We start from the raw sequence: 19,554 nt of genomic DNA on the forward strand, positions 1-19,554 counted from the left end.
CAAGGAGGTGGCAATGTTCAAGAATCTGAAAGTGGCGACGCGGCTTTACGGGCTGATCGGGTTCATGGCGGTTTTGCTGTTGATCATCGGTTTTCTGGGGCTGCATAGCGCAAAGCTGTCCGATGATGCGCTGGATACGGTCTACCTGGACCGGGTTGTGCCGTTGAAGGATTTGAAGGTCATTGCCGACATGTATGCGGTCAACATTGTCGACACCTCGCATAAGGTGCGCAACGGCAATCTGCAATGGGGGGATGGCCGGAAAAATGTCGACGAGGCAGTAAAGACGATTGCCGAAAAATGGAAGGGCTACCTGGCGACCACCCTGGTGGCTGAAGAAAAGCGACTGGTGGAAGAGATCAGGCCGATGATGAAGGTGGCGGACGAGGCTGTGGCCAAACTTGGCGGAATACTGGCCAAAGAGGATGCCGATGCCCTGGCCCGTTTTACCATATCGGAACTGTATCCTGCCATCGATCCGGTGTCCGACAAGTTCGGCGAACTGGTGGATATTCAGCTCAAGGTTGCCAAGGAAGAACATCAGAGAAGCTCTGCAGAATACTTGATGACCAGAAACATCTCAATGGTGGCGATAGCTATCGGGGTGCTGCTCGCTTACTGTTTCGGCGTCTTGATCGTCCGTTCGGTCACGGGCCCGCTGAAGGCCGGGGTTGATGCCGCCCACCGGATTGCTGCAGGGGATCTGACGGTCGTCCTCGCAGCTGACTCCACGAACGAAACCGGTCAGTTGATGTCTGCCATGAAGCAGATGGTAGAACATCTGCGCGAGATGATCATGACCCTGAACGACATTTCGTCGTTCGTCGCTTCTGCCTCCAACCAACTCCATGCTACCTCTGAGCAGATCGCCAACGGCGCCGAAGAGGTGGCCAACCAGACCAATACCGTTGCCACGGCCAGTGAAGAGATGGCGGCAACCAGCAGCGATATTGCCCGTAACTGCACGATGGTGGCCGAGTCGTCCCGCTGTACCGCCGAATCGGCAACTGCCGGGGCAAAGGTGGTTGAAGAGACCATCAACGGCATGTGTCTGATTGCCGACCGGGTGCGAAGCAGCGCCAAGACGGTTGAGGCGTTGGGGAGCCGCTCTGACCAGATCGGTGAGATCGTCGGCACCATTGAGGATATTGCCGACCAGACCAACCTGCTGGCCTTGAATGCCGCCATCGAGGCTGCTCGCGCCGGGGAACAGGGGCGTGGTTTTGCTGTTGTGGCCGACGAGGTGCGAGCCCTGGCCGAGCGGACCACCAAGGCAACCCGCGAGATCGGCGACATGATCAAGGCGATCCAGAAAGAGACCCAGGATGCGGTGAAAGCGATGGATGAAGGGGTGCGCGAAGTGGAGAAGGGGGCTGAAACCTCGCAGAAATCCGGTACCGCCCTGAATGAGATCCTGCATTTGGTAAATGATGTCTCGATGCAGATCAGCCAGATAGCTACGGCATCGGAAGAGCAGACTGCCACCACCGGCGATCTGACCAGCAATATCCATCAGATCAGCGAGGTGGTTGAACAGACTGCCCGCGGTGCCGAGGAAACGGCGACTGCCGCAGCCCAGTTGGCGGCACAGGCCAGCGAGCTGCAGAACCTGGTGAGGCGGTTCAAGCTGACGTAATGCCAACTGCTGCTGAAAGCACTGTTTAGCTGGTTCAGTGCCTCATCATATCAAAGATGAACAGGAAGATCTCGACCGCGATGAGAACGATGATGATCCATTCGAGGCGGGCGGAGCGGCGGGCGTGGGAGAGGCCGGCAAAGACCTCGTTGGTGTGGAGCAGGGTGTCGGATTTCTGCCTGATCTGGCTGTAGCGCTGGCGTAATTCGAACATGTTGTCCAGCGTTGCGTGGAAGCGGTCGGCCTCTTCGCTCTCCCAGGTTATATCAGGCTTGTCGAGGATCATGATGTGCGAGATGGAGCGGTATCTGAAGTCGAGGATGGTGGCGGCAGTGCGTGCCAGTTCGGAATCGGCGACTTTCAGCTCGCCGCGGCCAAGCCGGGCGATGATCTCTTCCATCCGGTCGAAGACCACGTCCACCAGTGCCTCCAGCTGCTCCAGGGCGACCGATTTGGCCAGGACATAGGCGATGATATCCAGGTAGACCCTCTCTCCTTGGGCTATGGTTGCCAGGTCGTTGGCAACGGTGCTCTTTTCCTCACGGTTGATCCGGAGTGCATAACGTTCACGGTATGAAGTCGGCCGCAACGGCTTGGCTGCCGTTGTCCGCTGCGCCAGCAGGTCGAAAAACTTTTCCACGGCATCGTCAGGGCAGTTGAAGAATACTGCCGAACCAAAAGACGAGAGGTAGACCCGCGCTTCATCGAACCTGCTGTTTTCCATCTGGGCCAGGGTGGTCGGCGCAAGGATAAGCGGCTCTTCCCAGGAGAGTTTACGGCTGACGCCGAGCGCGCTCGCCAGCCGGTTGCGGTCGGTCTCGCCTTCAATGGCTACGGCAAGGAACGGGTACGTGGTCATGGTGCTCTCATTTCGTAATGGCGCGGAACCTCGCCACTGCCTCGGGGATGATGTCATCGCTAATGTTGCCGAAGGCGAGCCGCAAATATGAGGTGAGTGACGGGCCGAACACTTCGCCGGGAAGGGTGAGAATCCCGGCCTCTTCCACCAGTTTCCTGGCAACCTTTCTCCCTGTTTGATCATGGAACGGGTGTTTCACCCAGGCAAAAAAGGCGCCGCTGGTGACCAGTTCGAACCGGTTGCCCGGTTTGGTGAATTCATCGCGGAACTGGTCGTGACGGCGTTGCATCATCCGGCAGTTGTCCCTGACCCAGTCGTCCAGGTTTTCGGTGCCGTATTTGACCGCCAGTTGGCTGATCCTCGGCTGGCAGACGGTCATGGTGTCCTGGGCCTTGAGCACCTGACGGATGAATTCTGCGGATGCCGCCAGCATGCCGGCTCGGAACCCGGTAAGGGCGTAGGTTTTGCCGAACGACATGATCTGGATGAAGTTGTCCGGCCAGTCTGGCCGGGTAAACAGGTTGTGGGGGCGCGGGCTGCCGGCAATGAAGTCCGCATAGGTTTCGTCCAGCACCAGAGCAATGTCGTGTTTGCTGGCGATTTCGTGCAGCTCTGCGATGATCTCCGGCGGGGTCACGGCGCCGGTCGGGTTGCTCGGGGTAACAATGAGCATGGCCCGTGTTTTAGGGGTTATCAGCGCGGCAATGGTTGCCGGGTCCGGGATGCCGGCGTTCTCCGGGATAAATGGTGCCGGCACCATCTTGATGCCGAGGATGGCGAGTGCCATCGGGTGGTCGAAATAGGCCGGTTCCTGGACAATGACTTCGTCACCCGGTTGACACAGGCCGAGCATTGCCAGCCAGAACGCCTGGCTCGCCCCGACGGTCAGGCTGATCTGGGCCGGATCGATCTCTGCACCGTAGATCCTGCGGTATCGTGCGCACACCGCTTCCCTGACTTCCGGAAGACCTTCGTCCGGAGTGTAGCGCGCGATCATCGGGTCGTTCAGCAGCTCTTTCATCTGTGCCGTCATCTCAGGGGCAGGGGGGTAGGATGGGACTGCCTGGCAGAGATCGATCAGCGGCTGATCGCGGTCTTTGCGTCCTGCCAGCCAGCCGAGGACCTCGGTGATCGGGGGAGGATGGACAGCGGCAACGGCGGGGTTGATTCGGTACGTCATCGTCATTACCTCTTTATCGGCGCGCCGAGCCGAGTCAGGTCATCGCATTTCCCGGTAAGTTCGCACTTCTTGCGGTACATCATGACGGCATTCTCCTGATATTTCACCTTTTCGAACATTGCCCCGGCTTTCGCGCAGATATCAGCGGTGATATCTTTGCCGTCATGGAGGTCTGTCACCTTTTTGTTGAGACAGAGGTCAAAGAGGAAGTTGGCAAGCCTTGTTTTTTGCAAGACCCCCAGCTGCTCGATGTCAATGCTTGACAAGGACGCATTGTATGAGGTCGCGGCAGCCATCCCTTTTTCAAAGTAGGCAATCCCTTCATCGGGCAGCGAGTTGTTGATGAGGAATACCCCGAGTTCTGCACATGGGTTGTAGCGGTCGCCGAACAGCTTTTTGTAAACAGCGATGTCGCCTTCCAGACAGCGCTTGGCTACCGAGGAGTCGATTCCACCTGCCTGTTTGGGCTGTTCACGCTCCAGCACCAACTCCCTGCCGGTTGTGGAAACATATTTGGTCGGGGCGCAACCGGCGGCCTGTGAGATCAGTAAGGAAAAAATGGCCAGCCGCAGTAAAGAGCATCTGTCGAAAATTTTCATGGGATCCCTTTGCCTGAATAAAAGATTTAAGATGATTGACCTGTGTCAACAACGCGTATCGTTATCTCTGGTAAACTCTATACCATAGAAAGAGACATTTCGCGACAGGAGGACGTCATGAGTATCACGGTGGAGCAGGTGAATCTGGTCGAAGCGGTGGGGTATCAAGCGGGAGCGGTGGTCAGCAAGACGCTGGTGGACAAAAAGGTTGGAACCATCACCCTCTTCGCCTTTGATAAAGGGCAGGGGCTCTCTGAACATACAGCCCCTTACGACGCGGTGGTGCAGGTTATTGACGGTGAGGCTCTGGTGACCATCAGCGGTAGCGATTACCAGGTCAGGACCGGCGAGCTGATCGTTATGCCGGCAAATCACCCCCATTCGTTACGCGCTGAGACGCCGTTCAAGATGATGCTGGTTATGATCAGGGCTTAAGCCGGTTTTGCCGTCAATTGTAACTCTTTAGTTGTAATTTTGCTAACATGTTGATTGTATTGATGTTTGTCGGTTTTGGCTGATTCCACAATGCCTGTGGATAACATTGTGTAAACAATGTGAAGAGTTTGCATAACTGTCACAAAAAATAACCACCTTTGCGATTTGCCTAAATAATAGGCAGGGGATTCTGCTTGGGGTGATAGGGAAATATTTCAATAATTACGACTAGTTGTGTAAGTGTTGGAAATGGTTGTGTAACCACCCTGTCAAGAGTTTTCTCTCCTGTTTATTAATATTTTTGATTCAAGCCCCTCGCTTTAAATCGCTTGACTTGCCCCCTGTTCCTGTGTTAAGGAATAATCCCTTTTAATTCAATATGTTAATAGTGAATTGCAGGTTGAAATTGATCCGTCGGAGGGGTGAAATGGCACAGCAACTCGAATACACAGTAGGCGGGCTTCTCGATCACATTGCGGCGCGTTATCCTGACAACGACGCTCTGGTCTACCCGGAACGCGGGTTGCGCTATTCATACCGGGAGTTCAATGAGCTCTGCCGGCAGGTTGCCAAGGGGCTGCTGAAGCTGGGGATCAAAAAGGGTGACAATATCGCCATCTGGGCCTACAACGTCCCCGAATGGGTAGTGCTCATGTTTGCCGGCGCCAAGATCGGCGCTGTCCTGGTAACGGTCAACACGGCCTACAAGACTGCCGAGCTGGAATACATCCTCAATCAGTCCGATTCCACCACGCTGTTCATGGTTAAATCCTGGAAAGACACCGATTATGTGGCAACCCTGAACGAGGTGGTGCCGGAACTGGCAACTTCGGAGCCGGGCAAACTCGACAACGCCAAGGTGCCGTTTCTCAAGACCGTGGTCTTTATCGGCGATGAGACGCCGGCCGGCATGCTTAACTTTGCACGGGTCGCGGAGATGGGTAAAGAGGTCACCGACGCCGAACTGGCGGCGGTTGAGGCAACGGTCGACAAGCATGATACCATTCAAATGCAGTACACCTCCGGCACCACCGGCTTTCCCAAAGGGGTCATGCTGACCAGCCATAACCTGGTTAACAACGGCTTCTTCATCGGCGAGTGCATGAAGTTCACTGACAAGGACCGGCTCTGTATCCCGGTGCCGTTCTTCCACTGCTTTGGGTCGGTGTTGGCGGTTCTGGCATCGGTTAGCCACGGGACCGCCATGGTTCCGGTGGAGATCTTCGACCCGCTCAAAGTGTTGCAGACTATTGAAAAAGAGCGTTGTACGGCGGTCCATGGCGTTCCGACCATGTTCATTGCCGAGCTGGAGCACCCGGAATTCAGCAAGTTTGACCTCTCCACCCTGCGTACCGGCATCATGGCCGGTTCGGTGTGCCCGATCGAGGTGATGAAACGGGCTGTCAAGGATATGCACCTTACCGAGATCACCAGCGTCTACGGCCAGACCGAGTCTTCTCCCGGCATCACCCAGACCCGTACCGAAGATTCCATTGAGTTGCGGGTTTCCACTGTAGGCCGGGCGCTTCCAGGGGCTGAGGTGAAGATCGTTGATATCGAGAACGGCGCTACCCTGCCGCCGGGCAAACAGGGGGAACTCTGTGCTCGTGGCTATATGGTGATGAAAGGGTACTACAAAATGCCGGAGGAGACCGCCAAGGTTATTGACAGCGATGGCTGGCTCCACACCGGCGACCTGGCGGTGATGGATGAGAACGGCTACTGCAAGATCACTGGCAGGATCAAGCAGATGATAATCCGCGGCGGCGAGAACATCTATCCGAAAGAGATAGAGGAGTTCCTCTACACCCACCCGAAGGTTTCCGATGTGCAGATCTACGGGGTGCCGGACCGCAAGTACGGCGAGCAGGTCATGGCAGCGATCATCCTGAAAAAAGGGGTGGAGATGACCGAGGACGAGGTCAAGGAATTCTGCAAAGGCAAGATCGCCAACTACAAAATCCCCAAGTATGTGAAGTTTGTCGATGGCTATCCCATGACCGCCAGCGGCAAGATTCAGAAGTTCAAGCTGAGGGATATGGCGATTAAGGAGCTGCACCTGGAAGAATAGGCGGGAGCGCGGCTTTTGCGCGATTTCGGCGTTGGTTTTCGTCGCCAGTTTGTGCGACATAGCGCTGCTATGTCTCCGCACGGCTTCTCAACCGCCTTGAACTCGCATCAAAATCCACCCTCCTGGCAGTGGTCAGAATAAAAAAAACCCGCTCATCGCAAGATGGCGGGTTTTTTCGTGTCAGGCCGGTTTGTGCATCAGGTAGGTGACGAACTCTTCACCGATCCTGCTGTCGACCAGTTCGCAGCCTTCATTCAGAAAGCGGCGCTGGACATCGAATTTGTCCTGCAGTGGGATGCCGGAGAGAATGAGCGTGCCGCCAGGCCTGGTCATGGCAGTCATCTCCCCGGCAAGCAGAAGGTGAATGTCGGCGTAGATGTTGGCAAGGATCAGATCAAAGGTTGCTCCGGCAATGCAGGACAGTTCGCCGCAGACGGTCGCAATGCGGGTCTGGGTATGGTTGAGTAGGACGTTCTCGACACCGGAAACTGCGGCCTTCCAGTCGATGTCTATGGCGGTAACGGCAGCGGCGCCGAGCCGTGCTGCGGCTATCGCCAGGATGCCGGTGCCGCTCCCCAGGTCGAGGACGCTGGTCTGGGCCAGGTCTCCCAGTCCGGCCAGGAACTCCAGGCAGGCAGCAGTGGTCTCGTGTTCCCCCGAGCCGAACGCACCCTTCCGGCCGAGGATGATCGGTGTTCCGCACCCGGCAGGCAACGGGTCTCCTTCCGGAATTATGGTGAATGGCCCGATGGTGAAAGATTTGAAGATTCTACCGTAATTGGACATGGTCAGGTTCCTTGCCGTGCGGTTTCTGATAAAAAAAGGGGCCTGCCTGATAGAGGTGGCCCCGTTGTGAAGATTAGGCAATCAGATCAAAATGCGTAGACAAACTTACCCCAGAGGTTGTTGCCTTGCGGGCGGTTGCAGGTTTCCACCTCAAACTGGTATTTAACGGCAAAACTCATGTTCTTGTAGTCGTACTTGACCTGTGGGCCGACGGACAGGGCATAGCCGAGGTTTTTCCTGACCTGCTCCCCATGCTGCTCGTCATGGGTTACCTGCTGGTAATAGTAGCCTCCGGCGCCGAGGCTCCAGGGGCCGATATGCTTGCCGACGGTGTAGTCAAGATGCAACTCGTTGCCTGACTGGTAGTCGGTGTCGTTGTTCTTGGTGTTCATGTCATACATGACCTTGGCGGAAACTTCGTGGCCTTTGTCGCAGAGGTAGGTTGCAGCAAAGACCGGTTCGAAGGTGAAGTAGTTTCTGCCGGGATTTGCCAGGCGGTTTTTGTCATAGTCGCCGGTGGGGATGAAGATATCCAGGCCGAAAACCGCGTGCAGGTTCTTGTTGAAGTGCCAGCTGAGAATCAGCGGGTCGATGATGATGTCGCCCAGTCCGAATTTGCTCTGACTGATTTTCCCGCCTGGCGTAGTGGCGGTTGCATCGACATTCAGCACCGGGATGAATGTTTGCAACCCCCAGTTTGCTCCGAGAAAGGTCTTGTCAGTAACATGGAGAAAGCGGAAGACATTGCCGGTCACGTTCAGCTTGAAGCCTGGGTCGGAGCTTTTGCCGTCATTGTCATTGAGCCTGTCGGCCGAGTACCAGGTAAAGTAATCAAGGAAGTAGGTCCCTGGCGGTGGGACGGCGCCTGACATGAAATCTTCAGCACCGTTAGGGTAAGCGCCTCCCCCACCTTCGGTGGCCGCTGCCGTAGCTGCCAGCGCCAGGATCAGCAAAAGTGAAGCGATCAGTGACCTGGTCAAAGAGCTGAGTTTGCGAATCATTGAAAAATCCTCCCATTATTAAATTGGTGACCAACATAGCTATTTTGAGTGCGCATTATTAACAATATTAGATGGCGGGCGCAAGAAAGAATCTTTTGCTGGACTTTGTGCCAGCAGATTTTGTATACAGTGCTGTTACCGAGACTGAGCGGGCGACAGGAGAGAGTGTGAGATCAATAGTGCTTGGCGTTGTTTTAGGGCTGTTCATGATCTGCTTTCTGGCAATCATCATTGAAGAGACTTTTCTGGCAGGTCGCCGCCGCCGCAAGATGGAAAAGGCCTTGAAAGGAGAAAGAAATGCGGATAACGCCAAAAGCCGAGCTTGAGCATCGCTGCGCCAGGTTGCAGGGGAAGATGGCAGAAGCAGGGATTGATGCGGTTATTATCCTTCAGAATGCCGACCTGTTTTATTTTACCGGGACTATTCAGAGTGGCTGCCTGTATCTGCCGGTGGAAGGTCAGCCGCTGTATCTGGTCAGAAGGGATGCCGGTCGCGCCAGAATGGAGTCGGGATTGAAAGAGGTTATCCCGTTCGGCTCACCCAAGGATGTGCCACGGATTGTTGCCGAATTCGGCTATCCAGAGCCAAAAAACATCGCCATGGAGCTTGATGTGGTGCCGGTAGGTTTCTTTGAGCGCTACAAAAAAGTGTTCCCTCAGGCGCTGTTCAGTGATGCTACCCCGCTGATCCGCCAGGTACGGATGATCAAGTCCCATTACGAGATCCATGCCATGAAGGACGCGGCAGACCAGGTGGACAAGGTTTACCGGAGGGCGCTTGAGGTGATCCGGGAGGGAATCACCGATATCGAACTCGCTGCCGAGCTGGAATATGTCGCCCGCCGCAATGGACATCTCGGTCATATCCGGATGCGGGTCTTTAACGGCGAAATGATCTTCGGCCACACAATTTCCGGCACCGATACCGCTGTCCCGGCATATACCGATACCCCGCTCGGCGGGGTTGGCCCCAGCCCTTCGTTCGGCCAGGGCGCAAGCTTCAAGCCTATTGCCAGGAACGAGCCGATTATTGTCGATTTTGCCGGGAGTATCGACGGCTACCTGGTGGACCAGACCCGGGTATTTGCCATTGGTGGCCTTTCGGAGCGCTTGGTCAAGGGTTACGAAGACATGGTGAAGGTGCAGGAATTGATGATGGCGATCGCGCCGTCTAGGCCGACCTGGGGGGCGCTGTACGAGTCGTGCCGCCAGCTTGCCGTGGAAATGGGCTATGAAGATAGTTTCATGGGCGCAAAAGGTGCGCAGGTGTCGTTTATCGGCCATGGTGTTGGAGTGGAGATTGACGAGTACCCGTTTATTGCGCGAGGCTTCGATACCATGAGCCTTGAGCCGGGGATGGCCTTTGCCTTCGAGCCAAAGGTGGTATTTCCGGGCGAAGGCGCAATCGGCATTGAGGACACCTTTTATCTTGCCGACGACGGCACCTTGAAGCAGCTGACCTATTCCGACCAGAGACTTGCCATTATCTAAAACGGCCATGAAAAATTTTGTTGATTTTAATTTAAGCCGATGCTATAAGAGCCGCACAATTGTATACAGTATATCGAATCGTTGTTCCACGTATCTCTGCACAGTTCTTTGCTTGCCCCGTTGAAAGTTTATTTGTCCTCAGATAAAAAAGAACAGTTTCAAGCCCTTGATGAGTATCGAAAGGAGGGAGTGTACGGTTCAGCAGGTTCCTGGTTTTTGCTGCGGTTCATTTCCAACCTATAACCACAACGCACGAAAGGAGAGCACGCAACATGGCACTGAAGGAAACCCTTAAGCAGAAGATTGAAGAGTTTCGCCCCCGCACAACAAAGCTGGTCAAGGAGTTCGGTAAGGTAATTATCGATCAGGTAACTATTGACCAGTGCATCGGCGGCGCCCGTGACATCCGCAGCCTCGTAACCGACATTTCCTACCTTGACCCGCAGGAAGGCATCCGTTTCCGCGGCAAGACTATCCCCGAGACTTTCGAAGCTCTCCCAAAGGCTGCAGGGTCTGCCTATCCGACCGTTGAGTCTTTCTGGTACTTCCTCCTTACCGGTGACGTTCCGACACAGGCACAGGTTGACGAAGTTGTGAAAGAGTGGAAAGTTCGCCAGGAAGTTCCTGAGTACGTTTTCACTGCTATTCGTGCTCTTCCGCGCGACAGCCATCCGATGGTAATGCTTTCTGTTGGTATCCTTGCTCTGCAGAAGGATTCCAAGTTTGCCGGTTTCTACAACTCCGGCAAGTTCAACAAGATGACTGCATGGGAATATGTCTATGAGGACGCATCTGACCTCGTAGCCCGTATCGCCGTAATCGCAGCTTTCATCTACAACCTCAAGTACCGTGGTGACAAGCAGATCGCTATCGATCCTAGCCTCGACATGGGTGCAAACTTCGCCCACATGATCGGCCAGAGCGAGCAGTACAAAGACGTTGCCCGTATGTACTTCATCCTGCACTCTGACCACGAGTCAGGCAACGTATCTGCTCACACGACTCACCTCGTTCACTCAGCTCTGTCTGACCCATACTATGCATACTCTGCAGGTCTCAACGGCCTCGCAGGCCCTCTGCACGGCCTTGCCAACCAGGAAGTTCTCGACTGGACCCTCAAGTTCCAGGAGAAATACTGCAAAGGTGTTGAGCCGACTAAAGAGCTCATCACTAAGGCTCTCTGGGATACCCTCAATGCCGGTCAGGTTGTTCCGGGCTACGGCCACGCCGTTCTCCGCAAGACCGACCCGCGCTACATGTCACAGCGCGAGTTCTGCCTCAACACCCCGGGCCTCAAAGACGATCCATTGTTCAAGCTTGTTGCCATGATCTTTGAAGTTGCCCCGGTTGTTCTCACCGAGCAGGGAAAAGCCAAGAACCCATGGCCGAACGTCGACGCACAGTCCGGCGTTATCCAGTGGTACTATGGCCTGCGTGAGTGGGATTACTACACCGTGCTCTTCGGTGTTGGCCGCGCCCTCGGCTGCATGGCAAACATCACTTGGGACCGTGGTCTCGGTTACGCTATCGAGCGTCCGAAGTCAGTTACCACGGCAATGCTTGAGAAGTGGGCTGCAGAAGGCGGCCGCAAGCTGTCCTAAGCTTCGGCAGTCGCATATGAAAAAGAAAGGGAAGATGCAATGCATCTTCCCTTTTTTGCCTTTTATCCGGAATTATGAAAAATCAGCTCTTTTTGCTGCTCCGTACCGGGGCCGGGCCGGTGTCCTCTTCATTGAACACTTCGGCGCTGAATATGTAAATCTCCGTATTCTCCTGCCAGTCATCTTTGCCCATCCCTGCTTTCAATGCCGTCTGTTGCAGGAAGGTGTCACGGTCCCAGCCGAATTCGGTAGCAACCTGAGGGAGCAGTACTCCCCGGTGAAAGTTTCTCTCCATGTAGAGGCCGTGAGTGCCAACCTGAATTTCATCGATGGATGAAATCTTCTGCAATGGTGAGAGTACCGAAATTTCAAGGGTGAATTTATCAAGGTCCGGTTTCTTCATCGGATAGAACCTTGGATCCTTGGTGGAGGCAGCGGCAGCCATCTCTTGAACCAGCTGGAAGAGCGGCTTGTCTGATATGAAGTTGCCGATGCAGCCTCGCAGCTTGCCGTCCATCTTGATGGTGACAAAGCAACCGTGCTGTGCATGAAGTTTTTCTGACTTTACATCCCGCGGTACTACCGAGCCGGAAGATACAAACGATGTGATCGCTTCCCGGGCTAATAGCAACAGTTGGCGCCGGTCATCTTTTCCAAACATCTTTGCCATGCAAATTCTCCTCTGGGGGTTGCTAAGGGTGCGCTAATGTACTATATTTAGTCCACATTTGACAAGCGATACCTGACAATAAAGGGCGATCTGGCTGCATTCTCGTTTTTTTTGTTTGTACTTATGACTGAAAAGGGCTGCTTGCCCGAAATGGTTCGCTTGGTAATGCCTGGATTTCAGATGGCCGGGGGGATGAATGAATGTGACCGTTGTTTTGGTCGGTCCGTTTCGTGTCGGACGGTTCAATGAAGAGGTTCGTGAGTATCCACCCGGTACATCCGTGCAGGAGGTGATTGCCGAGCTTGGTCTCTCCGGCCCACTTCTTGGGACGGTTCTGATTAATGAGGTCCATGCTGGGCTGGATGCTCTGCTTCACGATGGTGATACCTTGTACTTATTGCCTTTCATGGACGGTGGGTAGTTTGACATGCAATTTCTGTTCGGTATAGCCTGTTCGCCCGAACCAAGGAGAAACCCAGCATGAAATATTTCACCTCTGCTCCGGCATCTGACCCATCATCGGTGTTGTATTCGCGTTGCACTGTTGATCTGAAGAGCGGCACAATCAGGCTGGAAGATGTTCCGTGCCGCAATTTTGAGGATGTTCTGGGCGGGTTCGGCCGTTCCTTTCAAATTCTGGCTGAACGTAACATTTCTGAAGCGTATTGCGACGAAAATCCGCTCATTGTCAATACCGGCCTCTTGACCGGCAGCAGCGCCATGACCGGCATGCGCACCTATTTTTCCGGGTACAGCCCGATCAAAGGGTCGAAAAAGGGGTTGCCGGCCGCCATGTGGTCAACCGGCAGCGGTAATTTCGGCGCCAAATTCAAGTGGACCGGCCTTGATGAACTGATCTTCGAAAACCGCTCCCCAAAACCGGTTTATGCTTTGATCCAGGATACTCCGAACGGGCCGCTGGTCGAGTTGAAGCCGGCCGACCATCTGCTCGGCCTTTCTACCCACGAGAAGATGATGGTGCTGCAGAAGGAATATGGCAGCAATGCCCACTTCGCAACAATCGGTCAGGCCGGTGAGCAGTGGCAGAATGTCTACATGGGGGCAGTGGCCCTCTCGACCGATAACCAGCTCAAAACCGGCGAGGACAAGATGCGTTTCGCTGGCCGCGGCGGCATGGGGAGCCTCATGGGTTACAAAAACCTCCTTGCCCTGGTGGCCCTGAGCAGCGACAAGATCAAGCCTCTTACGCCCGAAGTCAGGAACGTCAACATCAACGTAGTCAAAGGGGGGGGATCGGCGCGGCTGCAGCCGATCAGCCGCGGTGGCGGCGGTGGCACCTGGGCGGCCTATGATGTCCTGCAGGTCTTTCATGCCGTGCCGGTGAACAATTTCCGCCCCCAAGGCAACAATCTGCCGGAGAAGCTGTTTCGGGAAAACGTCGAGCCGGATTTTGTGATCAAATCGGAAGCCTGCTTTCGTTGTGGAATAACCTGTCACAACAATGTCCACGAAAAGAGGGAAGACGGCAGCGCCGGCAGGTTCCTGGCCAAGTTCGACTATGAGCCGCTCAATCTCCTCGGCACCAATCTGGGCATCCATGATGCCGGCCAGGCTGCCAGCCTGATCCATCTGTGTGACAATTACGGCATGGACTCCATCTCCCTGGGGGTGACCGTCTCCTACGTTCTTTCCTACAACGAGCGGCATCCAGCGCAGCCGCTCTTGAACGGCGCCTGCTTCGGAGACTACCCCAAGATCAGGGAGCTTGTCGAACAGGCCGGTCAGGGAAAACTGCCGGAGATCGGGATGGGATCCATGCGCCTCTCCGAGAGTACCGGCGAGACCGGCTACGCTTACCATGTCAAGGGTCTGGAACTGCCGGCTTACCAACCCGAAACCAATCCTGGCTATGCCTGGGCCATTGCCGGCGGCCATATGTCGATGGGGACTTACGGGCTTCTCACCCGTGAGGGGAAGTCGGACATGGACTCCTGGGTCGAGGGGATTACAAGGACCAAGCTGCAGATTGTCGGGTTCGACATGATCGGGCTATGCAAGTTTTTCGATATCACCAAGGGGATCTGCACCCAGATGGTGGTGGACTGCCTCAAGAGCGAGTTCGATATGGAGGTAACGGCAGAGGAGCTGGCTGCTGCCGTGCGTAGGGCTTTCCTTCGAGGGCTGGCCCTGGAGCTGCGGCAAGGGTATGAAAAGTCCGAATACACCCTGCCGGCTGAGGTGTGGGAGCAACCGAATCCGAACATCAAGCTGCCGAATATTACCTCGCCGGAGTTTATTGCCGAGCTTCAGCGGCGGGTCTGGGAGGTATTCGAGCCGGAGCTGGCGGGACTGCTGCCTGAGGTCGGTCGGCAGGGGTAGCGGGGGACGGGATGGAGATTGTTGGCAAGCAGTTTATCGACGGGAAGAGGAGCGCTGAGTCAGAGACCAGGTTCTTTGCCTACGATGCGGCAACAGGGGAACCGCTGGCGTACCGGTTCTTTGCCGCAACCGATGCCGAAGTTGCCCGTGCCGCTGCCGTGGCTGGCGCTGCCTCCCCTGCTTATCGCAAGACCTGTCTCAAGGAGCGGGCACAGTTTCTGGATGCCATTGCCGAAGAGCTTGATCGCCTAGATGATTCGTTTGTGCAGATAGTAATGCAGGAGACCGGCCTCCCCGAGCCGCGTATCCGCGGCGAGCGACTGCGCACCAGCAATCAGCTGCGTCTTTTTGCCAAAGCTGTGAGCCGCGGTGATTTTCTCGGGGTGCGCATCGATACTGCTCTCCCGGACCGGCAGCCCCTACCGCGCCCTGATATCCGCCAGTATCGCACTGGCATCGGCCCGGTAGCGGTGTTCGGCGCTGCCAATTTCCCGTTGGCTTTTTCGGTCGCCGGCGGCGATACCGCATCGGCCCTTGCCGCTGGTTGTCCGGTGGTGGTCAAGGCCCACTCGGCGCACCCGGCCACCTCGGAGCTGGTTGCCAGCGCCGTGGTCAGGGCTGTTGAAAGGAGTGGTGTCCCCACAGGGGTTTTTGCCATGCTGTTTGGCGATAGTGTCGGCGCGCCGCTGGTCAGGTGCCCCGAGATCAAGGCAGTGGGCTTTACCGGATCGCTGGCCGGCGGCAGGGCGCTGTCCGAAATCGCTGCAGCTCGCCCCGAACCGATCCCGGTGTTTGCCGAAATGTCGAGTGTTAATCCGGTAATTGTGCTACCCGGAGCATTACAGGAACGGGGAAGCTCCCTAGCATCGGGACTTGCCGCATCTGTCACCCTGGGCGCCGGCCAGTTCTGCACCAACCCGGGGCTGGTCATCGGTATTGCAGGCGCCCCCTTTGCTTCATTCTCTCAGATGCTCGTTGCTGAAATGGTGAACCTACCGTCAATGGTCATGCTCAACCGTTCGATTCTCAGAAACTACCAGGATGGGATTAAGAGGCTGTCACAGATTTCAGGCATGCACCTGCTTAGCGGGGCCATTACTGAGGGTGATCGTGGCCGGCCGTGCCTGTTTCAGGCATCGTCCGAACTGTTGCGATCTCCGGCTCGACCTTTGGAGGACGAGGTGTTCGGTCCGGTCACGGTGCTGGTAACGGTAAAGGATTTTCAGGAGTTGCTGGCAATAATCCCGGGGCTCAGGGGGCAGCTCGCGGCTTGCCTGTTTGCCGCAGAGAGTGAGCTTGCTGATGCCGGGCCGATTGTCGAGGATCTGGAAACCCGTGTCGGCAGAGTCATATACAACGACTTCCCTACCGGGGTGGAGGTGTGCGATGCCATGGTGCATGGCGGGCCGTTCCCAGCCACAGCGGATGGCCGGTCCACGTCGGTCGGGACTTTGGCTATTGACCGTTTCCTTCGTCCGGTATGCTATCAGGGGTATCCGCACAGTCTGCTGCCGGAAGCTTTGCAGGATGGCAATCCTTACGGGCTGCGGCGTCTGGTTAACGGCAAATGGTCAGCCGGTTTCCCTGATGATTGATAATAAAGAGTTGGCGAGTATTAATCTTTAATCGTTGCCTGAGATGTTTTTTTAGTGTATATACAATCATAGTATACCGTATACACTTTGTAACTTGTTGAAATAATCAGGATATAAATTAGCTGTGCCAAAGAAAAAAATCTTGACTTTTGAGGTTATGGGAGTATATTCCCCTGTCGTTGTGACATTACAAGAGATGCGCTTTGCGCAAGAAACACACAAAAGAAAGGATATGACCAAAATGAAGAAGCTCGTAACCCTCGCACTCTGTCTCTCTGTAGCAATGGCTTTCGGATGCAAGAAGAAAGAAGAAGCTCCTGCTCCTGCTCCTGCTGCTGAAGCTCCTAAGGCACCTGAAGCACAGAAGCCGATGTCTTCTGCTCAGGCTCCTGCTGCACCTGCAGCACCTGCTGCTCCTGCTGCTCCCGAGAAAAAGTAAGTTTCTTACTTTTCCGGACCTGTACTGAAATGGCCTGCAGACCTGCTTCTGCAGGCCATTACTTTATCTGACGGCCTCGCAAGTCCATCTGCTGCGTTCCTCGGCCTCTGTTCCTGCTACGCTCATTCCTCTGGAAACGCCACGCCCTGCACCTGGAACTCTCTGCCGCGCCGTCGCTTTATCTGTTCGCGCCAATTAATATTTTGTGGAGGATATAATGGAAAGAACATTCGCAATCATCAAGCCTGACGCAGTCGAGCGCAATATCTCCGGCAAGATCATCAGCAAGATTGAAGAGGCTGGTTTCAAAATCGTCGGCATGAAGAAGATTCAACTCTCCAAGTCCCAGGCAGAAGGGTTCTACTATGTTCACAAGGAACGCCCTTTCTTTAATGACCTCTGTTCTTTCATGTCACGCAGCCCGGTTATTGTAATGGTTCTGGAAAAAGAAGGCGCTATTGCCGCCTGGAGAACGCTGATGGGTGCTACCAATCCTGCCAATGCCGAGCCGGGAACCATCCGTAAGGAGTTTGCAAAGAACATCGAAGAGAACTCTTCACACGGTTCCGATGCTCCTGAAACAGCGGCTTTTGAAATTTCCTACTTCTTCAATGCTTTTGAGCTGGTCTAACCAGCAAGGTGTCATTAAAATTCAAGCCCTCTTTCGCTAGAGGGCTTTTTTTAATCAAACAATGAGCAATTTAACTGATATAAAAAACTTTTCTCTCCCCGCGCTGGAGCAGTTTCTTTCCGGAAAAGGGAAGGAGCGCTTTCGTGCAACCCAGATATTCAAATGGCTGTACCAGAAAGACGCCCGCTCATTTGCCGAGATGACCAACCTTTCCAAGGATCTGCGCCAGGAGCTTGAAGCGACAGCCTTTATCAGCAACCTCTCGGCAACGGCAGTCGAAGAGGGTAAGGACGGCACCAGGAAGTATCTGTTCACCCTTGATGACGGTGAGGCTGTGGAGTCGGTCCTTATTCCGGATGAGGGGCGCAACACCTTGTGCATATCATCTCAGGTCGGTTGCGCCATGCAGTGCGAATTCTGTCTGACCGGCACTTTCAAGCTTTCCCGCAACCTGACTACGTCCGAGATTGTCAACCAGGTATGCGCGGTGCGCAGGGAGTTTCCGGTTACCAATATCGTCTTTATGGGGATGGGGGAGCCGCTGCACAATCTGCAAAACGTGATAATGGCAATACAAATTCTGCAGGAAGACAACGGGCTGCAGTTCTCAACTCGCAGAGTCACTGTCTCTACCTCAGGGCTGGTGCCGGAAATGGCGGAACTTGGGCGAGCAGTGACGGTAAATCTGGCCGTATCCCTCAATGCGACCACTGATGAGCTGCGCAGCCGGATCATGCCAATAAATCGCAAGTATCCTCTTGCGGTGCTGCTGAAGGCGTGCCGGGAGTTTCCGTTGCCCAGCCGCCGCAAAATCACCATCGAGTATGTGATGCTGGGTGGGGTCAACGACACCCTTGATGACGCCAGACGGCTGCTGCGACTTATCAGCGATGTCCCCAACAAGGTCAACCTGATACCGTTCAACGAGCATGAAGGGTGCGGGTTCAAGGCGCCGACCCAGGCAGCGATAGATGCCTTTCACAAGTATCTTATTGATCGACATGTGACGGTTATTACCCGTGACAGTAGAGGCGGCGACATCTCTGCGGCTTGCGGCCAGTTAAAGGGGAAACTGGTGAAACAGTCGTAAAACAGCATCCCAATTCTCTGAAATGTCACATTGCCTCTGCGTAGTCCTCCCTGTTCTTCGCAACTAATTCCCCTTTTTTTTACCCATTACTTGCAGCTTTATACGCTAAGTCATTATTTTGACTTTGTTAATCGCAAAATATCTTCTTAAGTTCCCAAAACAACTCGTCGATAAGGGGGGTATAGAAACGACGAAGGAGCTTTTATTGTATGCGATGCAAGATTCTTTCAGACAGCTTTCCCACCAACTGTATTGCAGTACTAACCATCGGCGGATGCCTGATATGGCTCTGTATTTCTGGATATCTGGGGATGCAGAAGCTTGAGGCGGCAGGCATTATTTCTGTTTCCATGCTTGTCATGTATTATGTCCTGACCTATCTCGAACGGACTGCCCGCTTGCGGCAGATCAAGAGGAACTGGGAGTTGGCAGGCGAAAAAGTTCACTTGATTGAAAGTGTTGCCAAGCTCGAAGAGAGCTATTTCTCTACCATTCAGTCAATGGCTGCAGCAATCGATACCAACTCTACCTATTCCAATGGCCATTCCGCAAGGGTTGCAGGATTTGCGGTCAAGATCGGTCGGGCCATGGGGCTCTGCCAGGACGAGCTTGACACTTTGGAGCGGGCCGCCTTGCTTCACGATATCGGGTCTATTTACATACCTGACCATGTCTGGAGAAAAGAAGGACCGCTGACCGTGGAAGAACAGTCGCTGGTCCGGCAGCATCCGGTCCTCGGTGCGGAAATTTTAGACTCGGTAACGTCGCTGAAGCAGGAAAGCCAGGCGATTCTCCATCACCATGAGCGCTACGACGGCACCGGCTATCCTTATGGGCTCAAGGGGCTGGCGATTCCTCTCGAGTCCAGGATTCTCGCAGTGGCCGATGCCTTTGACGCCATGACTTCCGAACGTCCCTATCGCAGTGTCTTGAATATGAGGGATGCGCTGGAGGAGCTGTACTCCAATGCCGGCAACCAGTTTGACCCGCGGGTGGTTGAGGGTTTTCTGACGGTCCTCGATGATATCACCCGGGAAACAGAGATCATGCCGTTCCCCGATAAGCGGTTTGGAGCCAGGGTCTACAGCATGGTCGGCAACTGCTGATTTAAAGCTGGGGGAGCGGCTGCT

The 19,554-nt window shown here is 54.8% G+C and carries 19 protein-coding genes; 13 read left to right on the forward strand and 6 right to left on the reverse strand.

The window, feature by feature from the left end; genetic code table 11:
• Positions 1-13: 13 nt before the first annotated feature.
• Positions 14-1,636, forward strand: coding sequence for a methyl-accepting chemotaxis protein (locus tag KI809_RS14495; protein WP_214172300.1), 1,623 nt, complete (start codon positions 14-16; stop codon positions 1,634-1,636).
• A gap of 34 nt (positions 1,637-1,670) precedes the next feature.
• Here KI809_RS14495 and KI809_RS14500 read toward each other — a convergent pair whose 3' ends face one another.
• Genes KI809_RS14500 through KI809_RS14510 form a run of 3 tightly spaced genes read right to left on the reverse strand, consistent with a single transcriptional unit; the run spans position 1,671 to position 4,274 of the window.
• Positions 1,671-2,495, reverse strand: a complete 825-nt coding sequence (locus KI809_RS14500) for an RMD1 family protein (protein ID WP_214172301.1) — start codon at positions 2,493-2,495, stop codon at positions 1,671-1,673.
• Between the two features lie 7 nt (positions 2,496-2,502).
• Entirely contained in the window at positions 2,503-3,675 is a 1,173-nt protein-coding gene (locus KI809_RS14505) for an aminotransferase (RefSeq protein WP_214172302.1), read from the reverse strand.
• 5 nt (positions 3,676-3,680) lie between these two features.
• A complete protein-coding gene (locus tag KI809_RS14510; protein ID WP_214172303.1) occupies positions 3,681-4,274 on the reverse strand; it encodes a hypothetical protein in 594 nt (197 codons plus the stop codon).
• A 117-nt stretch (positions 4,275-4,391) separates the two neighbouring features.
• Between KI809_RS14510 and KI809_RS14515 the strand changes: the two genes are divergently transcribed.
• Positions 4,392-4,709: a cupin domain-containing protein gene (locus KI809_RS14515; protein WP_214172304.1), complete on the forward strand. Its 318-nt coding sequence runs from the start codon at positions 4,392-4,394 to the stop codon at positions 4,707-4,709.
• Positions 4,710-5,136: 427 nt separating this feature from the next.
• A complete protein-coding gene (locus KI809_RS14520; RefSeq protein ID WP_214172305.1) occupies positions 5,137-6,780 on the forward strand; it encodes an AMP-binding protein in 1,644 nt (547 codons plus the stop codon).
• A gap of 180 nt (positions 6,781-6,960) precedes the next feature.
• Here the strand turns inward: KI809_RS14520 and KI809_RS14525 are convergent, their stop codons facing one another.
• The gene (locus tag KI809_RS14525) at positions 6,961-7,566 is read right to left on the reverse strand and encodes a 50S ribosomal protein L11 methyltransferase (RefSeq protein WP_214172306.1); all 606 of its coding nucleotides are present in this window, start codon (positions 7,564-7,566) and stop codon (positions 6,961-6,963) included.
• A gap of 86 nt (positions 7,567-7,652) precedes the next feature.
• The gene (locus KI809_RS14530) at positions 7,653-8,567 is read right to left on the reverse strand and encodes a SphA family protein (protein ID WP_214172307.1); all 915 of its coding nucleotides are present in this window, start codon (positions 8,565-8,567) and stop codon (positions 7,653-7,655) included.
• A gap of 167 nt (positions 8,568-8,734) precedes the next feature.
• Here KI809_RS14530 and KI809_RS14535 point away from each other — a divergent pair, with 167 nt between their 5' ends.
• The 3 genes from KI809_RS14535 to KI809_RS14545 all read left to right on the forward strand — a co-directional run bounded on the left by KI809_RS14535 (position 8,735) and on the right by KI809_RS14545 (position 11,659).
• The gene (locus tag KI809_RS14535) at positions 8,735-8,893 is read left to right on the forward strand and encodes a hypothetical protein (RefSeq protein WP_214172308.1); all 159 of its coding nucleotides are present in this window, start codon (positions 8,735-8,737) and stop codon (positions 8,891-8,893) included.
• Entirely contained in the window at positions 8,865-10,058 is a 1,194-nt protein-coding gene (locus tag KI809_RS14540; protein WP_214172309.1) for a M24 family metallopeptidase, read from the forward strand. The genes KI809_RS14535 and KI809_RS14540 overlap by 29 nt, the downstream gene beginning before the upstream one ends.
• A 272-nt stretch (positions 10,059-10,330) precedes the next feature.
• Entirely contained in the window at positions 10,331-11,659 is a 1,329-nt protein-coding gene (locus tag KI809_RS14545; protein WP_214172310.1) for a citrate (Si)-synthase, read from the forward strand.
• Positions 11,660-11,741: 82 nt separating this feature from the next.
• Here the strand turns inward: KI809_RS14545 and amrA are convergent, their stop codons facing one another.
• The gene (gene amrA, locus KI809_RS14550; protein WP_214172311.1) at positions 11,742-12,329 is read right to left on the reverse strand and encodes an AmmeMemoRadiSam system protein A; all 588 of its coding nucleotides are present in this window, start codon (positions 12,327-12,329) and stop codon (positions 11,742-11,744) included.
• Between the two features lie 196 nt (positions 12,330-12,525).
• Here amrA and KI809_RS14555 point away from each other — a divergent pair, with 196 nt between their 5' ends.
• From KI809_RS14555 to KI809_RS14585, 7 genes are all read left to right on the forward strand, one after another.
• Positions 12,526-12,750 carry a MoaD/ThiS family protein gene (locus KI809_RS14555; RefSeq protein WP_214172312.1) on the forward strand — a complete coding sequence of 75 codons (225 nt, stop codon included), beginning with the start codon at positions 12,526-12,528 and terminating at the stop codon, positions 12,748-12,750.
• Positions 12,751-12,809: 59 nt separating this feature from the next.
• Entirely contained in the window at positions 12,810-14,669 is a 1,860-nt protein-coding gene (locus KI809_RS14560) for an aldehyde ferredoxin oxidoreductase C-terminal domain-containing protein (protein WP_214172313.1), read from the forward strand.
• Positions 14,670-14,680: 11 nt separating this feature from the next.
• Positions 14,681-16,264, forward strand: a complete 1,584-nt coding sequence (locus KI809_RS14565; RefSeq protein WP_214172314.1) for an aldehyde dehydrogenase (NADP(+)) — start codon at positions 14,681-14,683, stop codon at positions 16,262-16,264.
• 241 nt (positions 16,265-16,505) lie between these two features.
• Positions 16,506-16,703 (forward strand): hypothetical protein, encoded by a 198-nt coding sequence (locus KI809_RS14570; RefSeq protein ID WP_082002746.1) that lies wholly within the window; start codon positions 16,506-16,508, stop codon positions 16,701-16,703.
• A 217-nt stretch (positions 16,704-16,920) separates the two neighbouring features.
• Positions 16,921-17,334 (forward strand): nucleoside-diphosphate kinase, encoded by a 414-nt coding sequence (ndk, locus tag KI809_RS14575; protein ID WP_214172315.1) that lies wholly within the window; start codon positions 16,921-16,923, stop codon positions 17,332-17,334.
• Positions 17,335-17,395: 61 nt separating this feature from the next.
• Positions 17,396-18,424: a dual-specificity RNA methyltransferase RlmN gene (rlmN, locus tag KI809_RS14580; RefSeq protein ID WP_214172316.1), complete on the forward strand. Its 1,029-nt coding sequence runs from the start codon at positions 17,396-17,398 to the stop codon at positions 18,422-18,424.
• A gap of 209 nt (positions 18,425-18,633) precedes the next feature.
• On the forward strand, positions 18,634-19,530 hold the full coding sequence (locus KI809_RS14585) for an HD-GYP domain-containing protein (protein ID WP_214172317.1): 897 nt from the start codon (positions 18,634-18,636) through the stop codon (positions 19,528-19,530).
• Positions 19,531-19,554: the final 24 nt, after the last annotated feature.

The organism is Geoanaerobacter pelophilus (assembly GCF_018476885.1).
Taxonomy (GTDB): Bacteria; Desulfobacterota; Desulfuromonadia; order Geobacterales; family DSM-12255; genus Geoanaerobacter; species Geoanaerobacter pelophilus.

Coding starts and splice junctions, on each gene's coding strand:
- KI809_RS14495 (WP_214172300.1), top strand. CDS start 14: ATGTTCAAGAATCTGAAAGTGGCGACGCGGCTTTACGGGCTGATCGGG.
- KI809_RS14500 (WP_214172301.1), bottom strand. CDS start 2,495: ATGACCACGTACCCGTTCCTTGCCGTAGCCATTGAAGGCGAGACCGAC.
- KI809_RS14505 (WP_214172302.1), bottom strand. CDS start 3,675: ATGACGTACCGAATCAACCCCGCCGTTGCCGCTGTCCATCCTCCCCCG.
- KI809_RS14510 (WP_214172303.1), bottom strand. CDS start 4,274: ATGAAAATTTTCGACAGATGCTCTTTACTGCGGCTGGCCATTTTTTCC.
- KI809_RS14515 (WP_214172304.1), top strand. CDS start 4,392: ATGAGTATCACGGTGGAGCAGGTGAATCTGGTCGAAGCGGTGGGGTAT.
- KI809_RS14520 (WP_214172305.1), top strand. CDS start 5,137: ATGGCACAGCAACTCGAATACACAGTAGGCGGGCTTCTCGATCACATT.
- KI809_RS14525 (WP_214172306.1), bottom strand. CDS start 7,566: ATGTCCAATTACGGTAGAATCTTCAAATCTTTCACCATCGGGCCATTC.
- KI809_RS14530 (WP_214172307.1), bottom strand. CDS start 8,567: ATGATTCGCAAACTCAGCTCTTTGACCAGGTCACTGATCGCTTCACTT.
- KI809_RS14540 (WP_214172309.1), top strand. CDS start 8,865: ATGCGGATAACGCCAAAAGCCGAGCTTGAGCATCGCTGCGCCAGGTTG.
- KI809_RS14545 (WP_214172310.1), top strand. CDS start 10,331: ATGGCACTGAAGGAAACCCTTAAGCAGAAGATTGAAGAGTTTCGCCCC.
- amrA (WP_214172311.1), bottom strand. CDS start 12,329: ATGGCAAAGATGTTTGGAAAAGATGACCGGCGCCAACTGTTGCTATTA.
- KI809_RS14555 (WP_214172312.1), top strand. CDS start 12,526: ATGAATGTGACCGTTGTTTTGGTCGGTCCGTTTCGTGTCGGACGGTTC.
- KI809_RS14560 (WP_214172313.1), top strand. CDS start 12,810: ATGAAATATTTCACCTCTGCTCCGGCATCTGACCCATCATCGGTGTTG.
- KI809_RS14565 (WP_214172314.1), top strand. CDS start 14,681: ATGGAGATTGTTGGCAAGCAGTTTATCGACGGGAAGAGGAGCGCTGAG.
- KI809_RS14570 (WP_082002746.1), top strand. CDS start 16,506: ATGAAGAAGCTCGTAACCCTCGCACTCTGTCTCTCTGTAGCAATGGCT.
- ndk (WP_214172315.1), top strand. CDS start 16,921: ATGGAAAGAACATTCGCAATCATCAAGCCTGACGCAGTCGAGCGCAAT.
- rlmN (WP_214172316.1), top strand. CDS start 17,396: ATGAGCAATTTAACTGATATAAAAAACTTTTCTCTCCCCGCGCTGGAG.
- KI809_RS14585 (WP_214172317.1), top strand. CDS start 18,634: ATGCGATGCAAGATTCTTTCAGACAGCTTTCCCACCAACTGTATTGCA.